The organism is Rhizobium sp. SJZ105, from assembly GCF_007828365.1.
Lineage (GTDB): Bacteria > Pseudomonadota > Alphaproteobacteria > Rhizobiales > Rhizobiaceae > Agrobacterium > Agrobacterium tumefaciens.
Genome location: NZ_VIUP01000003.1, coordinates 311,353 through 330,236, shown reverse-complemented (window position 1 = coordinate 330,236; position 18,884 = coordinate 311,353). Strand labels below are relative to the sequence as shown.

General features: G+C 60.9%; 16 protein-coding genes. 9 read left to right on the top strand and 7 right to left on the bottom strand.

Features of this window, described 5'->3' with window-relative positions; genetic code table 11:
• Window positions 1-12: 12 nt before the first annotated feature.
• From FB593_RS13665 to FB593_RS27545, 3 genes are all read right to left on the bottom strand, one after another.
• A complete protein-coding gene (locus FB593_RS13665; RefSeq protein WP_414896260.1) occupies window positions 13-1,989 on the bottom strand; it encodes an ABC transporter ATP-binding protein in 1,977 nt (658 codons plus the stop codon).
• 252 nt (window positions 1,990-2,241) lie between these two features.
• Window positions 2,242-4,092, bottom strand: coding sequence for an ABC transporter ATP-binding protein (locus FB593_RS13660; protein WP_003513520.1), 1,851 nt, complete (start codon window positions 4,090-4,092; stop codon window positions 2,242-2,244).
• Window positions 4,093-4,475: 383 nt separating this feature from the next.
• Window positions 4,476-4,631: a hypothetical protein gene (locus FB593_RS27545; RefSeq protein ID WP_019565203.1), complete on the bottom strand. Its 156-nt coding sequence runs from the start codon at window positions 4,629-4,631 to the stop codon at window positions 4,476-4,478.
• 225 nt (window positions 4,632-4,856) lie between these two features.
• Between FB593_RS27545 and FB593_RS13655 the strand changes: the two genes are divergently transcribed.
• On the top strand, window positions 4,857-5,330 hold the full coding sequence (locus tag FB593_RS13655) for a tRNA (cytidine(34)-2'-O)-methyltransferase (protein ID WP_003513525.1): 474 nt from the start codon (window positions 4,857-4,859) through the stop codon (window positions 5,328-5,330).
• Window positions 5,331-5,502: 172 nt separating this feature from the next.
• Complete coding sequence (locus FB593_RS13650; protein WP_019565202.1) at window positions 5,503-7,155, top strand: Na/Pi cotransporter family protein; 1,653 nt, start codon at window positions 5,503-5,505, stop codon at window positions 7,153-7,155.
• A gap of 3 nt (window positions 7,156-7,158) precedes the next feature.
• Here the strand turns inward: FB593_RS13650 and FB593_RS13645 are convergent, their stop codons facing one another.
• The gene (locus FB593_RS13645; protein ID WP_019565201.1) at window positions 7,159-7,434 is read right to left on the bottom strand and encodes a hypothetical protein; all 276 of its coding nucleotides are present in this window, start codon (window positions 7,432-7,434) and stop codon (window positions 7,159-7,161) included.
• A gap of 129 nt (window positions 7,435-7,563) precedes the next feature.
• On the opposite strand from FB593_RS13645, the gene hemF reads away from it, so the two are divergent.
• From hemF to FB593_RS13630, 3 genes are all read left to right on the top strand, one after another.
• A complete protein-coding gene (gene hemF / locus FB593_RS13640) occupies window positions 7,564-8,475 on the top strand; it encodes an oxygen-dependent coproporphyrinogen oxidase (RefSeq protein ID WP_013636609.1) in 912 nt (303 codons plus the stop codon).
• 122 nt (window positions 8,476-8,597) lie between these two features.
• Complete coding sequence (locus FB593_RS13635) at window positions 8,598-8,864, top strand: hypothetical protein (RefSeq protein ID WP_003513532.1); 267 nt, start codon at window positions 8,598-8,600, stop codon at window positions 8,862-8,864.
• Window positions 8,865-8,983: 119 nt separating this feature from the next.
• A complete protein-coding gene (locus tag FB593_RS13630) occupies window positions 8,984-9,169 on the top strand; it encodes a DUF1059 domain-containing protein (RefSeq protein ID WP_003513537.1) in 186 nt (61 codons plus the stop codon).
• Between the two features lie 26 nt (window positions 9,170-9,195).
• Here the strand turns inward: FB593_RS13630 and FB593_RS13625 are convergent, their stop codons facing one another.
• Genes FB593_RS13625 through FB593_RS13615 form a run of 3 tightly spaced genes read right to left on the bottom strand, consistent with a single transcriptional unit; the run spans window position 9,196 to window position 11,713 of the window.
• On the bottom strand, window positions 9,196-10,452 hold the full coding sequence (locus FB593_RS13625; RefSeq protein WP_145166678.1) for a CCA tRNA nucleotidyltransferase: 1,257 nt from the start codon (window positions 10,450-10,452) through the stop codon (window positions 9,196-9,198).
• Complete coding sequence (locus FB593_RS13620) at window positions 10,449-11,087, bottom strand: NUDIX hydrolase (protein ID WP_003513539.1); 639 nt, start codon at window positions 11,085-11,087, stop codon at window positions 10,449-10,451. The genes FB593_RS13625 and FB593_RS13620 overlap by 4 nt, the downstream gene beginning before the upstream one ends.
• Complete coding sequence (locus FB593_RS13615) at window positions 11,084-11,713, bottom strand: DUF1285 domain-containing protein (RefSeq protein ID WP_025594170.1); 630 nt, start codon at window positions 11,711-11,713, stop codon at window positions 11,084-11,086. Before FB593_RS13615 ends, FB593_RS13620 begins: the two co-directional genes overlap by 4 nt.
• A gap of 175 nt (window positions 11,714-11,888) precedes the next feature.
• Here FB593_RS13615 and FB593_RS13610 point away from each other — a divergent pair, with 175 nt between their 5' ends.
• The 4 genes from FB593_RS13610 to FB593_RS13595 all read left to right on the top strand — a co-directional run bounded on the left by FB593_RS13610 (window position 11,889) and on the right by FB593_RS13595 (window position 18,821).
• Window positions 11,889-12,899, top strand: coding sequence for an AAA family ATPase (locus FB593_RS13610; protein WP_003513541.1), 1,011 nt, complete (start codon window positions 11,889-11,891; stop codon window positions 12,897-12,899).
• Between the two features lie 111 nt (window positions 12,900-13,010).
• Window positions 13,011-13,925 carry a DUF58 domain-containing protein gene (locus tag FB593_RS13605; protein ID WP_003513542.1) on the top strand — a complete coding sequence of 305 codons (915 nt, stop codon included), beginning with the start codon at window positions 13,011-13,013 and terminating at the stop codon, window positions 13,923-13,925.
• The gene (locus FB593_RS13600; RefSeq protein WP_112290410.1) at window positions 13,922-16,732 is read left to right on the top strand and encodes a DUF4159 domain-containing protein; all 2,811 of its coding nucleotides are present in this window, start codon (window positions 13,922-13,924) and stop codon (window positions 16,730-16,732) included. The genes FB593_RS13605 and FB593_RS13600 overlap by 4 nt, the downstream gene beginning before the upstream one ends.
• A gap of 1 nt (window position 16,733) precedes the next feature.
• Entirely contained in the window at window positions 16,734-18,821 is a 2,088-nt protein-coding gene (locus FB593_RS13595; RefSeq protein WP_145166677.1) for a hypothetical protein, read from the top strand.
• The last annotated feature ends 63 nt before the right edge of the window (window positions 18,822-18,884 follow it).

The following is an 18,884-nucleotide window of genomic DNA, read 5'->3' as shown; positions in this document are numbered from 1 at the left end:
TGCCAAAAGACCCTATTGGGCCGCCTCGTCCACAGCAAGGAAACCGCCCGACTGTCGCGCCCAGAGTTCCGAATAAAGTCTGCCCTGCGAGACGAGATCTGAATGGCTGCCCTGCTCGACGATACGGCCCTGATCCATCACGATCAGCCGGTCGAGAGCAGCAATTGTTGAAAGACGGTGGGCGATGGCCAGCACTGTCTTGCCCTGCATCAACTCATCGAGATTGCTCTGGATCGCCGCTTCTACTTCCGAATCAAGCGCAGACGTCGCCTCGTCGAGGACGAGGATCGGCGCATCCTTCAGCATCACGCGGGCAATGGCGATGCGCTGGCGCTGGCCGCCGGACAATTTCACGCCGCGTTCGCCGACATGCGCGTCGAAACCCGTGCGGCCGCGCTGGTCTTCCAGCCGTGCAATGAACTCATCCGCCTTGGCCCGGCGCGTCGCCTCCAGCAATTGCGCTTCGGTGGCATCCGTGCGCCCGAACATGATGTTGTCTCTGATAGAACGGTGCAGCAGCGATGTATCCTGCGTGACCATGCCGATATGGGCGCGCAGTGATTCCTGGGTGACCTTGGCGATATCCTGCCTATCAATGAGGATGCGGCCTTTCTCGACATCGTAAAACCGCAACAGCAGATTGACGAGGGTGGATTTGCCCGCGCCGGAGCGTCCGACGATGCCGACCTTCTCCCCCGCCTTGATATCGAGATTAAGATTGTCGATGACCCCGTTCGCCCGCCCATAATGGAAGCTGACGTTTTCGAAGCGGATACTTGGACTTTTCACGTCCAGCACTGTCGCATCCGGCGCGTCCACAAGGCCGATCGGCTGCGAAATCAGCTCCGCCGCATTCTGCACCGTGCCGAAATTGCGCATGATGCCGTTGAACTGCGTCATCAATCGCCCGAGCAGGAAGTTGAGGCGCAGAACCAGTGCCAGCGTGAAGGCGACAGCGCCGGAACTGATCTTGCCGGACAGCCAAAGGTCGATACACAGCGCCGCCATCGACGTGATCATCACACCAGACAGCAGCGCCATGGAGGCGCGCACACCGGTGATGAACCGCGTGAACGTCATCGTAGCGTTCTGGAAGATATCGAAGCCCTGCCGCATGTAGCGGTCATTGGCATCGTCGCGCCCGAACAGCCTGAGCGTCTGGATATTGCTGTACGCATCCACCATCCGGCCGGAAAGCATGGAGGCTGCCTCCGCCGTTTCTTTCGAATGGGAGCGGATACGCGGCACGAAATAACGCGCCAGCAGCGAGAAGATCAGCACCCAGACGAGGACGACGACGGCAAGCCGCCAGTCCAGTCCGCCGATCAGCAGCAGCATCGAGACGGAGTAGATGCCGACGAACCAGACGCTTTCCATAAGCGAGGTGACAAGATCGCCTGCCGCCTGCCCGCCCGACCAGACCTTGGTGACGATGCGGCCGGAAAAATCATTCTGGAAAAAGGTCAGCGATTGCCGCGCCACATGCATATAGGATTGCCAGCGCACCAAATTGTAAAAGCCGGGCGTGATGATCTGTTGGTCCACCAGCGCGGTTACCATGGTGACGATAAAACGCACGATGCCGATCAACACCAGCATGCCGACGAGTTCGCCGCCATGGGCTGCCAGCAGTCCAGCCCAGCCCTCTTCCGGCTTGACGGTCGAGAGAATGTCGACCAGCCGCCCGACGAACCAGAAAAGCGCAGCCTCAATGGCAGCCGTCAACCCGCCCAGCACCAGCATGGCAAGAAACGGCGCCTTGGCCTGCGAGATATAGAACCAGATGAAACCGGACGTCTTTTCCGGCGGCCGCAAATCGTCCTTTCGGGCGAAGGGCTTTATCCAGTTCTCGAAAAACTCGAAGATGCGGGTAATGACCATGATCCGGATATAGGCGGATTCCCGGAGCGGGAACAGCCGCAGAGCGTTCGGGAAGAGATTATATTTCGGTAACGTTCGGGAAATGAAAAAGGGCGAAGAATGTTCCACCGGGCTCTGGATAGATCCACCTGGATTTTGCGCACTCGCAGCATCCTCACTCCGTCACCAAGGACTAGATCCGGGGTAAAGCGCGATTCAAGTCTTTGATCGCGGATACTCCTTTCACGGCGCAGACGCGCCGTGGCTGGAAACCGGCTCAAGGCCGGCATGACGGAGGAGAGGTTTAACTCGCCTACATAGATAAACGCGAACCGCAAACGAAAGGGCGGGAAACCATGCTTCCCGCCCTTCGAGCTCTCCTTACTCGGCAGCCACTTCCGCCTCGTGGTCGGCGATGAAGCCGCCGGACTGTCGCCGCCATAGATCGGCATAGATACCGCCCATCGCCGCCAGTTCCGCATGGCTGCCCGATTCCACGATCTGACCCTTGTCGAGGATGATGAGCCGGTCCATTTCGGTCAGCGTCGACAGGCGGTGCGCGATCGCGATCACCGTCTTGCCTTCCATCAGCGAGAACAGATTTTCCTGAATCGCCGCCTCGACTTCCGAGTCGAGCGCCGAGGTCGCCTCATCAAGTACCAGGATCGGCGCGTTCTTGAGGAACACGCGGGCAATGGCGATACGCTGACGCTGGCCACCGGACAGCTTTACACCGCGTTCGCCCACCTGGGCATCGAGACCCTGGCGGCCATGCATATCGACAAGCGTTTCCACGAAGTCCCAGGCATTCGCCCGCTTTGCCGCCGCGATCACCTGCTCGTCGGTGGCCTCGGGATGGCCATAGGCGATGTTGTCGCGGATCGAACGGTGCAGCAGCGAAGTATCCTGCGTCACCACACCAATCAACTCGCGCAGGCTGTCCTGCGACACCTTGGAGATGTCCTGCCCGTCGATGGTGATCTTGCCCGCTTCCAGATCGTAGAAACGCAGGAGCAGGTTCATCAGGGTCGTCTTGCCCGCACCGGAACGCCCGACCAAACCGACCTTCTCGCCCGACTTGATATCCAGCGTCAGCCCGTCGATCACGCCCTTGTTCTTGCCGTAGTGGAAGCGGACGTTATCATAACGGATCGCGCCCTGCGGTGCCGCAAGCTGCGGCGCCTTCGGAGCATCAACGATATCGTGCGGCTTCGTCATCATCGACATGCCGTCATAGACCGTGCCGATGTTTTCGAACAGCGAGGTGACTTCCCACATGATCCATTGCGACATGCCGTTGACGCGCATGGCAAGGCTTATGGCAATGGCAACCGAGCCGGCCGTGACCGAACCCTGCATCCAGAAATAAAGACCGAGCGAGGCCGTGGAAAACAGCACGACCGCATTGTTGAGGTCGATCAGGATGTTGAAGCCGGAAATCTTGCGCATCTGGCGGTGAACGGTTCCGAGAAACACGTTCATACCCTCACGCGCATATCTTTCCTCGCGGCCCGCATGCGAAAACAGCTTGATCGTCGAGATGTTTGTATAGCTGTCGACGATACGCCCCGTCATCATCGAGCGCGCATCGGCCTGCTCCTGTGCGAGCCGGCCGAGCTTCGGCACGAAATAGGTGAGGATACCCATATAGATGCCGAGCCACACCAGCAGCGGAATGACCAGCCGCCAGTCTGCGGCCGCAACCATGAACAGCATCGAGACGACGAAGCTGATAGCGTAGACGAACACGTCGATCACCTTCAGCGCCACTTCGCGGATCGCCAGCGCCGTCTGCATCACCTTGGTCGAAACCCGGCCTGCAAATTCGTTGGCGAAAAAGTTCATGGAGTGGCGCAGCAGGAAACGATGCATCTTCCAGCGCGCGATCATGCCGAAATTGCCGGCAAGCGTCTGGTGCATCGTCATGGTGTGGATAGCGCCCATCAGTGGCAGCAGGAAGAGCACGAGCCCAGCCATGACCATCAGATGCCAGCCCTCATCGGCAAAGAACGTCTCTCGATTGGCCGTGGAAAGCCAGTCAACGATGCTGCCGAGGAATTTGTAGAGCATGGCTTCCGCAACGGCGATGCCCATGGACATCAGGCCGAGCAGCAGGAGCCACGGCCATGCGGGCTGCACATAATGCCACACGAACGGCAAAAGCTTCTTCGGCGGCACAGACGGCGCCGAAGAGGGAAAAGGATCAAGGCGTTTTTCAAACCAGCCAAACATAGGCCAAGCTCCGGCAAGCAATCGCCCCATCGTGAAACGTGAGCAAACGCAAATATGGCTCACGACGGAACAGAAAAGTATTGGATATGGCCGCAACAGCCACATGACGAATCAGACTATGGGAAACGCGGTCGAACCGCGGGGGTAACACCTAGGCCAGCAGCGGCACTACTGGGGCCGGGAGGCGAATACGAATGTCATTTTGCATCAGAACCTCCCTAGCTGGTGTTGAAGATGTCGCCTTGTAGCGCAAAAATTAATCGTTGACCAGCCGCAAAGATACCGAACGCGTCAGAAAAGCTCTCGATTGCGACCGATTCTGCCGAACGGGCGGAGAAGACCCGGCAAAGGTCTCCGCCCGTTGTAAGGCCTGGATACGCAGCTTACTCGGCGGCGTCCTGCGCCTGCCCGAGCGCCTTGATCTGCGCCAGAGTATCGGCCAGCGTGGCCGAGGTGTCGGAATAAATATCATCGTCCTGCACCTGCGGATTGCCCACATGCAGGTCGGTCAAATGGACGAAATTCGCCCGTTCGGACATGATATCTTCCTGTTTTTGCTGCGCGGGATCCGGATCGAAACAACGCCGATCCGACGCAACCGGATGTGCCGGATCGGCCTGACGACACGTTGGTTAATGGGTAGCCCGACTGTGTGTCACGCGAATGAATACGGCACTCTTCGAAACGGTCTTCTCCGGCTGCATCTGTCACAAACCCGCCGCCCGTGATAAGCGCTCCGACATTCCAAATGCGGTGAGAAGACCATGAGCGATATCAGACCCGAAATCAGGATTGCCCTCTACCAGCCGGATATTCCCGGCAATACCGGCACGATCCTGCGGCTGGCGGCCTGTCTCGGCCTCGGCGTCGATATCATCGAGCCGGCCGGTTTCGATATTTCCGACCGCAACCTGAAAAGGGCAGGCATGGATTATATCGCAGCGGCGGCGCTGACGCGCCACGTCAGCTGGGACCGGTTTGAGGAGTGGCGCGCAACCACCGGCCGCCGCCTCGTTCTCGCCTCCACCAAGGCCGCCCTGCCCTATACGAAAATCGCCTATCGCCACGACGATATCCTGCTTTTCGGCCGTGAAAGTGCTGGTGTGCCAGACCACGTGCATGAGAAGGCGCAGGAGCGAATCATCATCCCGATGGTCGAGGGGCAGCGCTCCATCAACGTCGCAATGTCCGCCGCGATGATCACCGGCGAGGCTTTGCGCCAGACCGCATGGTCTTAAGCGCCTTTTTTAGCGCCATTTTTTCATGCAAATACAAAAATTGACCGTTTTTGCTTCAAAACTGTCGCAACCCGGCCTGTACCGAAGGCGTTCAGGCTCCTATACTTATTAGCCGGACAACAAAAATCGCCCTCGCCGCAGCCATCCGCCGGCGGGTGTGAGGAGACGTCGCATGCAATCCACCATTGTCATCGTCAACCTTCTCGGCGCAGTCGCGCTGCTGCTCTTTGGTCTTGCCCAGGTCAAGGATGGGGTTACCCGTGCCTTCGGCATGAAACTGCGAAGTGTATTGGCGACGGGCACCCAGAGCGGCCCGCGTTCCTTCTTTTCCGGCTTTTTCGCCACTGTCGCGCTGCAAAGCTCGACGGCAACCGCGCTTACCGTCGCCTCCTTCGCAGAACGCGATCTCATCAAGCCGCGCATGGCGCAGGTCGTGCTGCTCGGCGCCAATGTCGGCACCGCCGTCACCGCCTGGATTGTCGCGGCCGGTGTGGAGTGGCTGTCGCCGCTGCTGATCCTCTCCGGTATCGTGCTCAAAAAGGGTAGCTCAAACGCCCGACAAGGTGGCGGAACCGCGGTCATCGGCATCGGCCTGATGCTTCTGTCATTGCATCTGTTGAGCGGCGCGACCGAACCGATGCGTGCCTCGCCAGCCCTTGGCGTCTTCATCGGTCTGCTTGATGGCGCATGGCCCGTCGCGCTGATCTTCTCCGCCGTGCTGGCCTTCGTCTCCTCCTCCAGCCTCGCTGTCGTGGTGCTTATCCTGTCGCTTGCTGCTACCGGCACGCTGTCCGCCGGTCTCATCATCGTTCTCATTCTCGGCGCCAATCTCGGCGGCGCCATTCCGCCGGTCATCGCCACGCTCTCCGGTCCGGCCTCGGCGCGGCGCATCACCATCGGCAACCTTGTGGTGCGCACCATCGGCTGCCTCATCGCCATGCCACTAGCATCCTATGGCGCAACGCTTTTGCAGCAATTGCCGCTTTCGCCCGCCAAATTGCCTGTTGATGCGCATCTCATCTTCAATGTCATTCTAGCAGCGGTTGCCTGGCCCTTCTCAGCCCTCATATCCGACCTGATGGCAAAGCTGGTGCCGGGCGATCCGAAAACCGAAGATGGCCCGAATTTCCTCGATCAGCAGGCGCTGGATACGCCTGTTGTGGCGCTCGCCAATGCCACGCGTGAGGTCTTGAGCGTCGGCGATGCTATCGAGCGCATGCTGATCCGCGCCGAAAACGCCTTCAAGCATAATGATCTGGCACCCCTTCAGGAGGTGTCCCTGCTCGAAAAGAAGGTCGATCGCCGTCAGCAGGAGGTGAAGGTCTATCTTTCCCAACTGGGGCGCAAAGGGCTTGCAGACGACGAAGCGCGCCGTTCGATCGCCATCATCGATTACGCGATCAATCTCGAACATATCGGCGACATCATCGAAAAAGGCATTTGCGAGCAGATCCGCAAGAAGGTGCTGAACAGCTTCAAATTTTCCGACGACGGTTATGAGGAGTTGAAGACGCTGTTCGACATGACAATCGAAAATCTGCGGGCCGCCCAGAGCATTCTGGTGACCGGCGATTTCGATCTCGCCCGCCGGCTGATGGAAAGCAAGGTGGATATACGCCGCCTCGAAAAACAGTCGTCCAACCGCCATCTGGAGCGGCTGCGCGATGGGCTGACGGAAAGCATGCAGACGAGTTCACTGCATCTCGACATGCTGCGCGACCTGAAGCGCATAAACGCCCATATCGTGTCTGTGGCGCATCCCATTCTGGATGAAAGCGGCGTTTTGATCGAAAGCCGCCTGCGTTACGCCGAACCGCGTGCTTAAAGCTTAGTCTGCCGAAGGAAGCCGCCGCATGGTGAATTCGATGCGGTCGCCTTCCAGCTGCCGCCAGCTTTCCACTTCGGTCCAATAGGCGGCCTTCGGAAAACTGTCGAACCACTCGCGCGCCTTGGCACGGGCTTCTTCACGGTCGAGACAAAAGGTCTGCCGCACGAACATGCCGTTGCGCATCGCATCGCCGCCGTCACTTTCACGCGCCTTGCGGTGATTGGCGATCCTGCGCTTCAGCCCGTCCAGGGGCGGCGGTCCGGCAAATTTCGTCATGATATTCACCTCTGGCACCTACATCGCTAAAGATAGTGCCCGCATGTGAACTTGGCGAGTCGAATTTGTGCGCAAGGCCAGCACCTGCTAGATGCGACAGGGAATCGACTTCACCAAAGGAGAACATGCATGGAACGGCCATCTTTGCCGAAGGGCTTGCCCGAGGACATAGAAGACAAGAAGGCCGCCGCCCAGGCCTGGTTCCAGCATCTGCGCGACACCATCGTTACCTCCTTCGAAACCCTTGAAGACGAGCTGAGCGGCCCGCTCGCCGATCAGGAACCGGGACGCTTCGTGCAGAAGGACTGGCTGCGCGACAATGGCGCGGGCGGCGGCGGCAAGATGTCGATGATGGAGGGCCGCGTCTTCGAAAAGGTCGGCGTCCACACCTCCACCGTCTATGGTGAGTTCTCGCCGGAATTCCGCCAGCAGATACCGGGTGCGGAAGAAGACCCCAGCTTCTGGGCCTCGGGCATTTCGCTGATCGCCCATCCGGTCAATCCCAATGTGCCGGCTGTTCATATGAATACCCGCATGGTCGTCACCACCAGCCACTGGTTCGGCGGCGGCGCGGACCTGACGCCCGTCCTTGGACGCCGGCGGACGGAACAGGATCCGGACACCCAGCTTTTCCACCGCGGCTTCGAGATCACCTGTAACCGCCATCCCGTGGCCGACTATCCGCGCTACAAGTCGTGGTGCGACGAGTACTTCTTCCTCAAGCACCGCAACGAGCCGCGCGGCACCGGCGGCATCTTTTTCGACTGGCTGCACCCGGAAGAGGAAAAGGGCGGCTGGGACGCCAATTTCGCCTTCGTGCAGGATGTTGGCCGCGCCTTCAACCTGGTCTACCCAAAAATCGTGCGATCCAATTTCAACCAGTCCTGGACCGAAGAGGACCGCGACGAGCAGCTCATTCGCCGTGGCCGCTATGTGGAATTCAACCTGCTTTACGACCGCGGCACGATCTTCGGCCTCAAGACCGGCGGCAATGTCGAATCGATTCTGTCTTCCCTGCCGCCCGTGGTCCGGTGGCCCTGAAATACTCACGTAAATTTGACGCCCGTCAGGAATTTGGGCGCAAATCGCGCAAATTAGGACTTATGGAAAAATAAAGGCAATGATAATCTCCTGCGTGCAGACGTACTGGAGGAGCTATCGTCATGATTACTTCGAACAGCATGCCTATATCCGCTTCCGCTGAGGGAGCCTCGCATTCCATCGATACCCCTGATTTGATCGACCGCATGGCAGCGGAAATGCGTGCCACCGGCGATCGCGAACTGCCGCATTCCTTTTATGTCGAACAGGTAAAACGCACGCTTGCCGGAAAAGCGGTGACGCGGGCCGACAATGACGAAATGCCTCGTACAAAAATCCCGGCAGCCGGCACATCCTCTGTTTTCCAGTGCTGGGCGATGCCCGAATAGGGCCTGAACAGGGTCAGCGGACACCGCTCTGGAACATTAGCGGCGACCGTTCGTTTCTTGTCAGAGGGACAGCAGGCACTTGCAGGCTGTCCCTCTGTCTAAAACAGGGAGGCAAGACCATGAGACTGTTTGAATGTGGAACGCTCGTGCCCGGCTGTGCCTGGCACACCCGCGCGGATGACGACGCGGAAGTCGTGCGCCGCACCGTGGAACATATGCGATCGGCCCACGGCGAAACCATCATCCGCGAAAACATGATCGAAAACATCAAATCCCGCATCCGCGACGAGGCAAATGCGGCCTGAGCCGCAACGCCTCCGGCACTGCGATCTCAATTCTCCAGCATATCCTTCAGCCGGGCAGTCAGCGCTGCCCGGTCTAGCGAGAAATTGACGTCGATCCACTTTTCTTCGAGGCTTTTCAGCACCTCGCCTACCTTCGGACCGGACTCCACGCCCGCGGCCATCACATCAGCGCCGCTCAGCGGAAAGCCGGGCTTGTGGAACTTGTTCGCTCTCGTCAGCAGCGTCGAAAGTCGCGCGACTTTCTGCATCGCCGCCTCACCGCCCGAAAGGTCGGCGCGGGCCGAGGCAAGCGCCAGTTTCAGGCGCGTCTTCACACCGTCAACGCCCTGCCGGTAAAGAAGCCGGTCTAGCGCCGTCTCCTTCATCTCCGGATCGATCACCGGCGCGGAAGCCCAGTGGGCGAGATATGCAGCTTCAGCCTTCGACAGCCGCAGCCGCCCAGCAAGCGCCGTTAGCCTCTCCCTGTCGGGCGGCACTATGGCAGCAAGCCGCAGCATCGGGCCAACTGTCCAGCCAAGCGCCTGTTCGGTTGCCACCAGCCCGTGAATGGCGTCGATACCCCATTTTTCCGTTTCGGGAAGAATTTCCGCCAACACGCCGGATTGCCGCATCCACAGCAAGGCGCGGGAGGGATCGCGCGCGGAAAGCAGCTTTTTCAGCTCGCTCCACACCCGCTCGGCCGAGAGCGTCCCCAGCTTGTCCTTGGCCCGCGCACTGGCGCGCAAGCCATCGGCATCAGGACGACCGGAGCCATAATGGGCGAAAAAGCGGAAGAAGCGAAGAATCCGCAGATAATCTTCCGAAATCCGCATTGCCGCATCGCCGATGAAGCGCACCGTGCCGGTTTCAATGTCGGGCAGACCATCGATGAGGTCGATGATCTCGCCTTTCTCGTCGGCGTAAAGTGCGTTGATGGTGAGATCGCGCCGCTCGGCATCGGTTTGCCAGTCTGTGCCAAAAGCGACCTGCGCATGACGGCCATTGGTCTCGACATCGCGGCGCAGCGTCGTCACCTCGAAACCTTCGCCGTCGATCACCAGCGTCACCGTGCCGTGTTCAATGCCGGTCGGTACCGCCTTGATGCCCGCCGCCTTGGCGCGCTCAACCACCACATCGGGGGTAAGCGTCGTCGCCATATCGACATCGACGACCGGTTGTTCCATCAGCGCATTGCGCACGGCGCCGCCGACGATCCGCACCTCGCCGCCATCGGCGTTCAACAGCGCGAAGATGCGCTTCAGCGCCGGCTTTTCAAACCAGTCCCGCCCGGCAAGGCTGCTCATGAATAAAACCTCTCGTAAATCGTCCGCACGATGCCCGCCGTAATGCCCCAAATGTAGCGCTCGCCATAGGGCATTTCGTAGAAAAACCGCTCCTTCCCCTGAAAGATGCGGCTGCCGCGCCCGTGATTGGCTGGGTCCATCAGGAAAGACAGCGGCACCTCGAAAACCTCATCCACTTCCGTGGGATTGAGCGTCAGGTCAAAGCCGGGACGAACGACCGACAGCACCGGCTTGATGCGAAAACCGGTACCGGAAATATAATCCGGCAGACGCCCGACTGTTTCCACGAAAGATCGCGAGAGGCCGATCTCCTCTTCCGTCTCGCGCAGGGCCGCCTCTTCCGGTGTGCGGTCCCCGGCATCGATGCCACCGCCCGGAAAGGAAATCTGGCCGGAATGTTTGCGCAGGGTTGCGGTACGCTGGGTGAAGATCACCCGCGCTTCGTTGCCGTCGTCGATGACAGGCACCAGCACGGCGGCGTCCTTCAGCCTTATGCCGTTTCCCGAAAGCACCACGCCCGGATTGAGCAGATGATCGCCATTCTCGCGTTCCGCCACGCCCTCTCCTTCCTCCAGCACCCGGCGGCGGAAATCGGCGGCGGTAAAAGTTTCAAGGCGGGTTGTCGTCATTGTCATTGCGAAAGCCGTTCCAGTTCTTTGGCGGGCATCACGGGAAAGACAACCCCGCCCGAGCGCACGGCAAACATCTCGACGCCGTCCACATCGATCACCTCGCCGAGTGCCACGAGATCATACATCACCGCCCGCGAGACGAGCGCCTCCAGCCTGCCGCGCACCAGAATGTAGGGTTTCAATTCGCGGTTTTCTCCGAAAATCGTAAAGCGTAGCGGATGCTCCGGCCCGGCCTCCACCACATCGCCGACATTGGTGCGGAAGGTCAGCAGCGGCCCGCCATCTTTCTCGCCCGCCGTCACCTTCATCTCGACGGCCACGAAAGGAGCATCCACCACGCGGATGCCGACTTTTTCCACAGGAGTTACAAGATAGGTCTTGCCGTCGTCATCCTTGCGCAGGACCGTGGAAAACAGCCGCACCAGCGGCGCCCGGCCAATGGGCGTACCCATATAGAACCAGGTGCCGTCTGCGCGGATTTCCATGTCGAGATCGCCGCAAAAGGGGGGATTCCAGCGCTCCACCGGCGCAGGTCCACGTTTGGCGTCGCCGGTCTGCTCGGCGGCGCGTGAAATCATCGCCGCCAGCCCTGCTGCATCGCTTGCCGAATTTATCGTCTCCGCTGCCATATTCGAGTCTCGCTTTGCCGATAAGGAAATACTAAGTCACGACATAGTCATTCGAATGGCGCTTGTCAGCGGCCAAGAGAGCAATAAGCTAGTTGCAGCGCGAAATCCGCTCCGGCCAATGGCCATCAAGATCGGAGCAGGAATGGGTCGGCGGCAAAGGTATGAGGAGAGCGACATGGGCGTGATGAATACCGGCGAAACCCTCGACGAAAAAGCCATCGTCGCCTCGGCCGAAAAGGCGCTTTCGGATATTGCCGCGATCCGCGCGGAGGTATCCAAGGTCATCTTCGGCCAGGAAAAAGTGGTGCAGAACACGCTTCTCGCCATACTCTCGGGCGGCCACGCGTTGCTCGTCGGCGTTCCCGGGCTTGCCAAGACCAAGCTCGTCACCACGCTCGGAACGGTTCTCGGGCTCGATGCCAACCGCATCCAGTTCACACCGGACCTCATGCCATCGGATATTCTCGGCTCCGAAGTCATGGATCAGGATGAAAACGGGCGGCGCTCCTTCCGCTTCATTAAAGGTCCGGTGTTTGCGCAATTGCTGATGGCGGATGAAATCAACCGCGCCAGCCCGCGCACGCAGTCCGCACTGCTGCAGGCCATGCAGGAATATCACATCACCATGGCCGGCCAGCGTTACGACCTGCCGAAACCCTTCCACGTTCTCGCAACCCAGAACCCGCTGGAACAGGAGGGCACCTATCCACTGCCTGAAGCGCAGCTCGACCGCTTCCTGCTGCAGGTGGATGTCGGCTATCCCGAGCTTGCTGCCGAACGCCAGATATTGCTCGACACGACAGGCACCGCATCGGGCGAGGCACGCAAGGTTATCGACGCCGAACGCATGATGGAAATCCAGGCCCTCATCCGCCAGATGCCAGTCAGCGACAAGGTGGTGGACGCGATTCTTTCGCTTGTCCGCTCTGCCCGCCCCGGCCACGGCAACAAATTGACCGACAAACACGTTGTCTGGGGCCCGGGTCCCCGCGCCGGCCAGTCCCTGATGCTGACGGCACGCGCCCGCGCGCTTTACGAAGGCAGGCTCGCGCCGTCGCTGGACGATGTCTATGCGCTGGCCGAACCGGTGCTGGAGCACCGCATGGCGCTGACATTCGCCGCCCGCGCCGAGGGCATGTCGGTGCGCGATGTCATCGCAGCCCTTGTGGAGCAGGCGAAGAACTAAGGCATCGGACCGAAAAGTGTGACGCTGTTTTCGGAAAATCCGATGCTCGACAAAAACTCGGAGCGGCCCGCCGCTCTGACATCTGCCTAAGCTTTCTCGAAAGGAGTGCCTGTGGCATCCATCGGCCAGATCGTAGATAAGACACCGGGTAGCGAAGTCCTGGCGCGCGCGCGCCAGCGTGCCGCACTGGTGCCGGACTGCATGGTCGAAGCCAAGCGCATCGCCAACACCGTCACCGCCGGCTGGCACGGCCGCCGCAAGCGCGGCATTGGCGAGAATTTCTGGCAGTTCCGCCCCTATGCCGAAGGCGAGAGCCTGTCGCGCATCGACTGGCGACGCTCGGCCCGCGACGACCACACCTATGTGCGCGATCGGGAATGGGAAGCTGCCCACACCATCTGGCTGTGGGCCGACATGTCGCCGTCGATGATGTTCAAATCCACCCTCGGCTCCGTTTCCAAGGAAAGCCGCGCATTGGTGCTGATGCTGGCGCTGGCGGAAATCCTTGCGCGCTCGGGCGAGCGCATAGGTTGTCCCGGTATCATGGAGCCCATCTCGGCCAGAAACGCCGCCGAACGTCTGGCTGCCGCCATCATGCACGCGCCGCTCACCACAGGCATGCCGGAAACGGGCATGATCCGCGGTGCAAGCGACATCGTCCTCATAGGCGATTTTCTCGACGATGCGAAAAACGTTATGGAGCGGATTTCGCCACTCGCGCGGCGCGGCTTGCGCGGCCATGTGGTGGAAATCGCCGATCCGGCCGAAGAAACCTTCCCCTATTCGGGCCGCACCGAATTTACCGACCCGGAAACCGGTGAAAAACTCGTCTCCGGCCGCGCGGAAACCATTCGCGAGGATTATACCCGCGCCTATCTCGCCCGCCGCGAAGCGCTGTCTTCGTCGCTGCGCCGTCTAGGCTGGAATTTCGTGTTTCACCGCACCGATCATCTTGCCTCCGAGGCGCTTGTGGCTGTTCACATGTATTTGTCCGGTGCGCCCGCGCAAGGCGGTGGCAACCGATGAGCGCATTGCCCTTCGTCTTCACCAGCCCCTATATTCTCTTCGGCCTTCTGGCGCTTCCAGCCATCTGGTGGCTGTTGCGGCTCACCCCGCCGCGCCCCAAGGCAGAGGTTTTTCCGCCGCTGAAAATTCTGGCCACCGTGCTGAAGCGCGAGGAAACGCCCTCGAAAAGCCCGTGGTGGCTGACATTGCTGCGCATGGCGCTCGCCGCCGCCGTGATTTTCGCGCTGGCCGATCCGGTGGTGAACCCACGCAACAACAGCATTGCCGGCACTGGTCCCCTGGTGCTTGTGGTCGATAATAGCTGGGCCTCCGCAACTGATTGGCAGAGACGCGTCGACACCGCTCAGGCCCTGATCGGCGATGCGGAAAGGGCTGATCGCCCCGTTTCCATCAGCTTCACCGCAGATGCCGAACACGACGCCGTGCCAGCCACAACGGCGGTGGCGCTGGACAAGCTCGCCGCCGCCAAGCCGAAGCCGCTTGCGCCCGACCGCGTGCGCACGGCGGAAGCCATTACCGAGGCGCTGAACGGCACCTCCCCCGGCACGCTCGCCTATATTGCCGACGGCGTTGCCACCGCGCAGGATGAAAGCGCACTCAAAACGCTGGCCAGCCTCTCAGCTGCCGAGTTCCGCATCGTCACGGGTGATGGGAAATCCATCGCCGCCATTACCGGCGCCGCCAACAATGCCGATGCGATGAGCGTCACGCTATCGCGGCTCGACACGGCCTCCCCCAGCCGGTTGACCGTCAATGCGCAGGACAGCCAGGGCCGCATCCTTGCCACTGGCACCGCCAGTTTCGCCCCCGGCGAAGCGGAAACGACGGCAACGGTGGAAGCGCCTTTCGAATTGCGCAACGACTTCGCCCGCCTCTCCATCGAGGCAGTTTCGACGGCGGGCGCGGTGCATCTTCTGGATGACGGTTTCCGCCGCCGCCGCGTGGCGCTGCTGGCCGGTGAAACCGGCAATGATTTCCAGCCGCTGCTGCAGCCGCTTTATTACATCAGCCGCGCCCTTCAGCCTTTTGTCGATCTCATCCCGCAACGACAGGCAGATCTTGCGCAGGCGATCCCGGAAATCCTGCAATCCAATCCTTCCGTCATCGTCATGGCCGATATCGGACGTCTGCCGCAGGAGACCTATGAGCCGATGCAGCGCTGGCTTGCCGCCGGCGGCACGCTGATCCGTTTTGCCGGACCGCGCCTTGCCGCAGCCCCCACCAATGATCCGCTGGTGCCGGTGACGTTGCGGCAGGGTGAACGCGCACTTGGCGGCGCGCTCTCATGGGCCGAGCCACAGCCGCTTGCCGATTTTCCGAATTTCGGCGCCTTTGCCGGAATGCCGAAGGCCGATGGCGTGCTCGTAAAACGGCAGGTTCTGGCCGAACCGACACCGGACCTCGCCGAGCGCACCTGGGCGAGCCTTGCCGACGGCACGCCACTCGTCACCACCCGCAATGTCGAAGCGGGCCGCATCGTGCTGTTCCATGTCAGCGCCGAGGCAAGCTGGTCCGACCTGCCGATATCAGGCCACTTCGTCGATATGTTGCGCCGTATCGTGCAATTGTCCAAGGCAGGCGGTGCTTCCACCTCCGCGAATGCCCCGGCCGCAGCATTACCGCCCTTCCGGCTACTGACGGCCGAAGGTGCCTTGTCAGCCGATGTCGGCTCCGCCCGGCCGTTGGAAATGCGCCCCGGTCAGGCTCCCCGCACCGGTTTCGACAATCCCCCCGGCCTTTATGGCACAGAGGATGGTTTCGTGGCTCTCAATCTTCTACCGGCTGGCGCCACGCTTCGCCCGCTCGATACCTCGCTCGCCGGTGTCAACACCACCAGCGAAGCACTGATCGGCGAAACGGCGAAATCGCTGCGCCCGGCCTTGTTCATCGCCGCCTTCCTGATGTTGATTGCCGACAGTCTCATCGTGCTCTTTATGAACGGCGCCTTCGCACGCCTGCCAAAAGCCCGCAGCGCTACAGTCGCGACCGTACTACTGGCCATTGGCGCCTTCGCCGCGATGTCCCCGAGCGATGCGCGCGCCGACGACCCCAAACCCGGTGACGAGCAGATTTTCGAGCGGCTGGACACGACGCATCTCGCTTATGTCCGCACCGGCGAGGACGATGTCGACCGCATTTCCGAACAGGGTTTGCAGGGATTGAGCGAATTCCTGACATGGCGCACGACGCTGGAGCCCGGCCAGCCGGTCGGCCTCGATATATCCAAGGATGAATTATCGTTTTACCCGATCATCTACTGGCCGGTGTCGGCCTCCGCCCCCATGCCGTCGAGCGCTGCCATATCGCGTATCGATGCCTATATGCGCGCCGGTGGCACCGTTCTGTTCGACACGCGCGATCAGTTTTCGTCGCTCGACACCGGCGCGACCAGCCCCAATGGCGAACGTTTGCAGGCGATCCTCGCCAATATCGATATTCCGCCGCTGGAGCCCGTGCCGGAAGACCACGTCCTGACGCGGTCTTTCTACCTGCTCACCAATTTCCCCGGCCGCTACAACGGCTCGCCGCTCTGGGTGGAATCGCGCCAGGGGGCGGCAAAGACGACATCCGGCCTCTCTTCCTCCGGCGATGGCGTGACGCCGATCATGATAACAGGCAATGATTTTGCCGGCGCATGGGCCGTCGATGCGCAGGGCGCACCGGTGCTGCCCACTGTGCCGCCGGACGAGTTGCAGCGCGAACATGCGTTTCGCTCTGGCGTCAACATCATGATGTATATGCTGACCGGCAACTACAAGGCCGATCAGGTACACGTTCCCGCACTTCTCGAACGGTTGGGGCAGTGACATGACATTGACATTCGCCCCCTTCCTGCCGTGGATCGTGATTGCCGTTCTGGCCGTCGCCGCCCTTCTTCTCTCCTTCATCGGCCTGTGGCGCGGCGTGCGCGGCGCATGGCTGCGCGGGCTGGCGCTTGTCGCCCTGCTTGCCGCCATCGCCAATCCGCTTTTGACGCAGGAGGAACGCGAGCCTCTCTCCACAATCGTCCCCGTTGTCGTCGATCGATCGCAGAGCCAGGACGTGCAGGACCGACCGCAGATGACGGATACGGCGCTTGCCGCGCTGAAAGACCGGCTGTCGCGCTTCCCGCGCATCGAACCGCGCATCGTGGAAGTGCGTGATGATGGTGAAAGCGATTCACCTTCGACGCAGCTTTTCTCGGCCCTCTCCTCCGCCGTCTCGGATGTTTCACCCTCCCGCGTCGGCGGTGCGATTTTCCTCAGCGATGGCCAGATCCACGATATTCCGAATGCTCTGCCCAATGCCGAACAGGCGCTTGGTTTCCGCGCTCCCCTCCACGGGCTGATCACCGGCAAGGCCGATGAATTCGACCGCCGTATCGAGATCGTCCGCGCGCCGCGCTTTGGCATCGTCAACGAGGAACAGCAACTGACGCTGCGCGTCTTCGATGATGGCCGTGCAGCCGCAGGCGGTGGTTCGGCGGAAGTAACCGTGAAGATGAACGGCGAAGAAATCGCCACCTTGCAGGCCACACCCGGCCAGCCGACACCCTTTACTTTCAAGGTTCCGCGCGGCGGCAACAATGTCATGGAATTTTCCGTCGCCGAGCTTCCCGGCGAAGTGACGGCCGCGAACAACCGTGCGGTTCACCTGATAGAAGGTATCCGCCAGAACCTTCGCGTGCTGCTGGTCTCCGGCGAGCCGCATGCGGGCGAGCGCGCCTGGCGCAACCTCCTGAAATCCGACGCCTCGGTTGATCTGGTGCATTTCACCATTCTGCGCCCGCCGGAAAAACAGGACGGTACGCCGATCAACGAGCTGTCGCTGATCGCCTTCCCCACACGCGAATTGTTCGTCGAGAAGATCGAGGATTTCGACCTCATCATCTTTGACCGCTACCAGCATCGCGGCGTGCTGCCGATCCTCTATTACGATTACATCGCGCAATATGTCGAAAAGGGCGGCGCGCTATTGATCGCAGCCGGCCCGGAACATGCCGGTCAGGATTCGATCGCCATGACGCCGCTTGCATCCGTGCTGCCGGCCCAGCCGACAGGCCAGGTGCATCAGTCCGCCTTTTATCCCCGCCTCTCGGAAGCGGGCAAGAAACACCCCGTTACCCGTGGGCTGGACGGGTCGGGCGATGAGCCGCCGCATTGGGGCCGCTGGTTCCGCACCGTCAGCGTCGAGCCGCCGCAGGGCCAGACCGTGATGCTGGGTGACGGGCAGGACCCGCTGCTGGTGCTGAACCGCCAGGGTGAAGGCCGTGTCGCCATGCTGCTTTCCGATCAAGGCTGGCTTTGGGCGCGTGGCTACGAAGGCGGCGGCCCGCATGTGGCACTTTACCGGCGCATCGCCCACTGGCTGATGAAGGAACCGGAGCTTGAGGAAGAGGCGCTGACGGCGCGCGCCAACGGCCGCACATTGCAAATTACCCGCCAGACCATCGGCGACGACCCCGGTCAGGCAAGCGTGCATTTCCCCTCGGGCAAAACCGAAAACATGGCCTTCAACAATACCGAGCCCGGTCTTTACAAGATCGAGCGTCGCATGGACGAGACCGGCCTGTTCGAAATCAAGAACGGCGATTTCACTACGCTCGTCCATGTCGGCGCGGTGGATGCGCCGGAATTCAAGGCAATGATTTCGACAACCGAAACGCTGAAGCCGCTTGCCGACGCCACCAAGGGCAGCGTGCACCGTGTCGCAGACAATTCGGGCCGCGTGGCACTACCCGATATCCTGCCTGTCAGGGGCGATATCAGGGTTGCCGATGAGGATCGCATGCTGATACGCATGACCGACGAGACTGTGCTGAAAGGTGTCAATACCCTACCGCTGTTTGCCGGTTTTGCCGGGCTTGCCGCCCTGCTCCTTGCTTTCTCCGCGCTCTGGTGGCGTGAGGGCCGGTAGGAGCTTTCCGGTGGAAGCTTAGGCGCTTTCACGTCTCGCAGTGGAAACGAGAAACGGCCGCCG